Origin of the sequence: Micromonospora sp. NPDC047670, from assembly GCF_043204915.1 — a bacterium.
In the GTDB taxonomy this organism is placed as follows: domain Bacteria; phylum Actinomycetota; class Actinomycetes; order Mycobacteriales; family Micromonosporaceae; genus Micromonospora.
On record NZ_JBIDDA010000032.1, the window covers coordinates 1 to 4,537 of the forward strand.

4 protein-coding genes and 1 pseudogene are annotated in these 4,537 nt (G+C 76.7%); all 5 read right to left on the reverse strand.

Annotated elements, in window-relative coordinates; all coding sequences use genetic code 11:
* Window positions 1–479 (reverse strand): SDR family oxidoreductase (locus tag ACGF7U_RS31715; protein WP_393113063.1); only part of this gene is annotated, 479 nt, incomplete at its 3' end.
* On the reverse strand, window positions 476–1,888 hold the full coding sequence (locus ACGF7U_RS31720; RefSeq protein WP_393113065.1) for a PfkB family carbohydrate kinase: 1,413 nt from the start codon (window positions 1,886–1,888) through the stop codon (window positions 476–478). The genes ACGF7U_RS31715 and ACGF7U_RS31720, both read right to left, overlap by 4 nt.
* 233 nt (window positions 1,889–2,121) lie before the next feature.
* Window positions 2,122–2,730 (reverse strand): annotated as a pseudogene (locus ACGF7U_RS31725) (SIS domain-containing protein); the annotation flags it as partial.
* A complete protein-coding gene (locus tag ACGF7U_RS31730) occupies window positions 2,730–3,947 on the reverse strand; it encodes a glycosyltransferase (RefSeq protein ID WP_393113066.1) in 1,218 nt (405 codons plus the stop codon). The gene ACGF7U_RS31730 and the pseudogene ACGF7U_RS31725, both read right to left, overlap by 1 nt.
* Window positions 3,932–4,537 (reverse strand): glycosyltransferase (locus ACGF7U_RS31735; RefSeq protein ID WP_393113068.1); only part of this gene is annotated, 606 nt, incomplete at its 5' end. The genes ACGF7U_RS31735 and ACGF7U_RS31730, both read right to left, overlap by 16 nt.

The following is a 4,537-nucleotide window of genomic DNA, read 5'->3' on the forward strand; positions in this document are numbered from 1 at the left end:
TCGGCGGCGAGGGCGCGGGTGAAGCCGACCACGCCGAACTTGGCGGCGCAGTAGGCGGTGGCGTCGCTGACGGCCTTGACCCCCAACGTCGACGCCACCGTCACCACCGTGCCGTGCGTGCGCTCCAGCCACGGCAGCGCCGCCCGGACCACCGAGGCGGTGCCCAGCAGGTTGACGGCGACTATCCGGTCCCAGGTCTCGCCCGGAACGTCGGCCAGCCTGCCCGGCACGTCCACGCCGGCGGCGGTGACCACCCCGTCCAGGCCACCCGCCTGTTCGGCGAGCTGCCGGGTGGCGGCCTCGGCGGCCCGGGTGTCGGCCAGGTCGCACTCCAGCCACGGCACGCCGTCGGCGGGCGGCTGCCGGTCCAGCACCACCGGCCGGCCGCCGGCCTTGGCCACCGCGGTCACCACGGCCGCGCCGAGCCCGCTCGACCCGCCGGTGACCAGCACCGCCATTCCGTTCAGATCCTTGCTCATGCCGCTCCTCGGGTGGGTTGGCCGCGTCGGCGCGCGGCGGTGATGGTGGCCGTGGTGGACCGGCCGGCCAGGTACGGGACGGTGACGACGCGGCCGCCCCAGCCGCGGACCAGCTCGGCCTCCGGCAGCTCCGGGGCGCCGTCGCCGGCGTAGTCGCCGCCCTTGACCCAGACGTCGGGGCGCAGCCGGGACAGCACGGCGTGCGGGGTGGGCTCGTCGAAGACGACGACCGCGTCGACGCAGTCCAGCGCGGCGAGCAGTTGCGCCCGGTCGGCCTCGGTGTGCAGCGGGCGGTCCGGTCCCTTCAGCCCGCGCACGCTGCGGTCGGAGTTGAGGCAGACCACCAGGGCGTCGCCGAGCCGCCGGGCCGCCTGGAGGGTGGCGACGTGGCCGGCGTGCAGGATGTCGAAGCAGCCGCCGGTGGCGACCACGGTGCCGCCGTCGGCGCGTACCTTCGCCACCAGCTCGTCGGCGCGGCCCGGCACCCCGGTCGACGGCCGGGACCCTCGGGGCTCGCGGTGCAACCCGGCGGCGCCGCCGGCCGCGACGTACGCCGACGCGGCGGCGACCGCCTCGGCGACGGCCTCGGCGACCACCGCCCCGCCGCCCAGCGCGGCGGCCGCGGCGGCGGCGAACCGGTCCCCGGCCCCGCAGGTGTCGTCGGCCTCGTCCACTCCGGACGGCGGCGGCACCACCAGCGGGGTGCTGCCCGAGTGGCAGAGCACCGCCCCGTCCGCGCCCATCGTCACCGCGACCGCCCCGACCCGCCACCGCCGGCGCAGCTCGTGTCCGGCCCGGGTGGCGGTGGACAGCGGGGTGCCGCCGCCGGCGTCCCCGGTGAGCTGGCGCAGCTCGGCCAGGTTGGGCGTGGTGAGCCGGGTGCCGGCGACCGCCGCCGGTCCCCGGGGGTGTGGGTCCCAGACCACCGGCGCGGACGCCTCGGCCAGCGCCGCGCGCAGCGCCGGCTGACGCAGCAGGCCCCGGCCGTAGTCGCTGGCCAGGATCACGCCGGCATCCGCTATCGCCTCCAGGGCCGCCTCGGGCGGCTCGCCGGGGGACTGCGGCTCGCCGCCCCGGTCCAGGCGCAGCAGGGTCTGCCCGCCGGCCCGCAGGCGGATCTTCTCCGGCGTCGCGCCGGGCATCCGCAGTGGGAAGAGCCGCACCCCGGCGACGGTCAGCAGCTCGGCCAGGCGGGCGGCCGCCGGGTCGTCGGCGAGCGCGGTGACCAGGACGACGTCGGTGCCCTGGGCGGCGGCGAGCAGCGCGGCGAGCCCCGCCCCGCCGGGCCGGTCGGTGGTCGACCGCTCGTCGAGCACCGGCACCGGCGCGTCCGGGCAGACGCGGCTGACCGCGCCGGCCACGTCCCGGTCGAGCAGGACGTCGCCGACCACCACCAGCGGGCCGCTCACGACGTCGTCCCGTCGTGCCGGTGCCCGTTGGCGCCGTGTCCGTTCGGACCGCGGCCGTTGCCGTTGGCGCCGTGTCCGTTGGCGCCGTGTCCGTTCGGACCGCGGCCGTTGCCGTTGGCGCCGTGTCCGTTGGCGCCGTGCCCGTTCGGGCCGTGTCCCTTGCCGCCGTGGCTGCCGGCGGCGGTCAGCGCGCGGCCGTCCAGGCCGAACCGGTCGGCGAAGCCGACGCCGCGCGGGGCGGGCGGGGTCACCCGGGGCAGGTCCCGCACCATCGGCAGTGCCTGGTCCACGTACTCGCAGAGCAGGTGGCTGGTGACGAGGTGGAGTTCCTGGACGACCTGGCTGTCGGGTGAGGGGACGGCGAGGACGTCGTGGCAGGCGTCGGCGAGGGGGTTGGGGGTGGGTCCGGTGAGGGCCCAGCAGTGCAGTCCGGTGTCGCGGCCGGCTTGGGCGGCGGTGAGGAGGTTGGTGCTGGTGCCGCTGGTGGACATGAGCAGGAGGATGTCGCCGGGGCGGCCGTGGGCGCGGACCTGGCGGGCGAAGACTTCGTCGTAGCCGTAGTCGTTGCCGATGGCGGTGAGGGCGCTGGTTTCGGCGTGCAGGGCGATGGCGGAGAGGGGTTGGCGGTCGTCGCGGAGTTTGCCGACGAGTTCGGCGGTGAGGTGTTGGGCTTCGGCGGCGCTGCCGCCGTTGCCGGCGACCAGCAGCCGGCCGCCGCGGGCGAGGGTCCAGGCGACCTCGGTGCCCCAGGCGGCCAGCCGCTCGGCCTCCTGCCGGTAGGGCAGCAGCGCCGCCGCGAGGTTGGCCAGGTGCGTGTCGAGAGTGGAGAGCGACGTGGTCATCACGCCACCGCCGGGGCGGGACGGCTGACCGTGCTGACCGCGGCGTAGACCGCGCCGAGCTGCTCGGCGCAGCGCTTCCACGAGTACCGGCTGCGGATCCGGTCGAGCGCCGCCGTGGCGTACGCGAAGCGACGGACCTTGTCCGCGAGCAGCCGGCGGATAGCGGCGCCCAGCGCCCGGGGGTCCCGGGGCGGCACGAGGTCGCCGGTCAGCCCGTGGACCACCGTGTCGGCGATGCCGCCGACGTTCGAGCCGATCACCGGCACGCCGCAGGCCATGCCCTCCAGCGGGGTGAGCCCGAACGGCTCGTACCAGGGGGCGGCCACCAGGATGTCCGCCGAGCGGTACCAGCGGCCCATCTCCTCCCGGGGCACCGCGCCGACCAACCGCACCCGGTCGGCCACCCCGCAGGACTCGGCCAGCGCGCCGAGCCGGCGGGCGAAGCTGTCGGCGGCGAGCAGCCCGGCCGGCGGGCCGCCCACCACCACGCACTCCGCGTCCGGCACGGCCGGCATGGCCCGGACGACGTCCTGGAAGCCCTTGCGCTCCACCATCCGGCCGACCGTGATGATCCGGGGGCGGGCCGGGTCGCGCGGGGCGACCGGGCCGTCGGGACGGAACATCTCCTGGTTGACGCCGGAGGGGACCAGCGCCATCCGGGACCGGGGCACGCCGAGGCGGACCAGCTCGCCGATCTCGTCCTGGCACTGCACGATGACCCGGTCGGCGGCCCGCCCCAGGGCCCGCTCGTAGCCGATCCGGCCTGGTGGACTGGTGTCGCGGGCGCCCTGGTGCCGCCGCTTGACGGTGCCGAGGGCGTGGTACGTCAGCACCACCGGCACCCCGGTGCGCCGGCCGGCGTGCAGCGTGGCCAGGCCGCTCATCCAGAAGTGGGCGTGGGCCACGTCCGGCGTCCAGTCGCCGTCGCGCCACTGGCCGGCCAGCCAGCGCCCGAACTCGCCCATGTGCGGCAGCAGTTCGTCCTTCGGCACCCGCAACGCCGGCCCGGCCGGCACGTGCCACACCTGGTAGCCGTCCGTGGTGGGCACGGTGTCGGGCAGGGCGGCGGAGTCCCGGCGGGTGTAGACGCGCACGTCGTGCCCCTCGCCGACCAGGGCGGCGGCCAGCTCCGCCACGTGCGTGTTCTGCCCCCCGGCGTCCTCCTCCCCGAGGACGGCGAGCGGGCTGGCGTGCTCCGAGATCATCGCGATCCGCATGTTTCCTCCTCCATCAGCCGGTCCCAGTCCGCGAGAAAGCGGTCCAGCCCGAAGCGTTCCTTCGCCACCTCGCGACCCCGCGACCCCAGCCGGGACGCGGCGTCGCGGTCCGTCATCAGCCACCGGGCCGCCTCGACGAGGGTGTCGACCCGCGTGGAGAGCACGCCGGCGTCGGCCGGCACCGCGTCCACCGCCTCGGTGGTCGCCAGCGCGATCACCGGCATCCCCATCGACATCGCCTCGATCAGGCTCAGCCCCAGCGAGGTCCACCGGCACAGGTGCAGGTACGCCCGCCGCCGGGCGACCTCGACGTGCATCCGGGCCTGCGGCAGGTCGTCGTACCCCGTGACGGGCAGGCCGGGCGCGCCGGTCGCGGCGAGCGCGTCGGGCAGCCCGGCCACCCCCATGCCGAAGACGTCCAGCGGCGCGATCTCGGCGAACCGGGGCAGCAGGTCGGTGCCGGTGACCCGCCAGCGGCGTACCGGCTCGTTGGTCACCACGGCGAGCCGCTCCAGCTCGCCGGTGTACTCCACCGCGGGTGGGACGATGCCGTGCTCGATGACGGTGGTGCGGGTGGCGCCGGTGTCCCA

Excerpts from the sequence above, each read along its gene's own strand:
- ACGF7U_RS31730 (WP_393113066.1), bottom strand. The coding sequence starts at position 3,947 with ATGCGGATCGCGATGATCTCGGAGCACGCCAGCCCGCTCGCCGTCCTC.